At 67.5% G+C, this 209-nt stretch carries 1 pseudogene; it reads left to right on the forward strand.

Annotation, left to right across the window (positions count from 1 at the left end):
* A pseudogene (locus tag BN358_RS26940) lies at positions 1-209 on the forward strand (hypothetical protein); the annotation flags it as partial.

The following is a 209-nucleotide window of genomic DNA, read 5'->3' on the forward strand; positions in this document are numbered from 1 at the left end:
GACCTCAATCACCACCAAGGGACAGGACGGGACCAGCTACACCCTGACCGTGCCGCTCGGTGCACTGCTCAGCGACGTCGACATCACCCTGACGCCCATCACCAGCCTGTCCGGGTTCCCGATCAGCGGCGGCGTGGGCGGCGTCGACCTCAAGCCGCACGGTCTGGTGTTCCAGCAGCCGGTGACGCTCACCGTGACACCGAAGGGCG

The sequence above is a fragment of the Sedimentibacter sp. B4 genome (assembly GCF_000309315.1).
GTDB lineage: Bacteria > Bacillota > Clostridia > Tissierellales > Sedimentibacteraceae > Sedimentibacter > Sedimentibacter saalensis.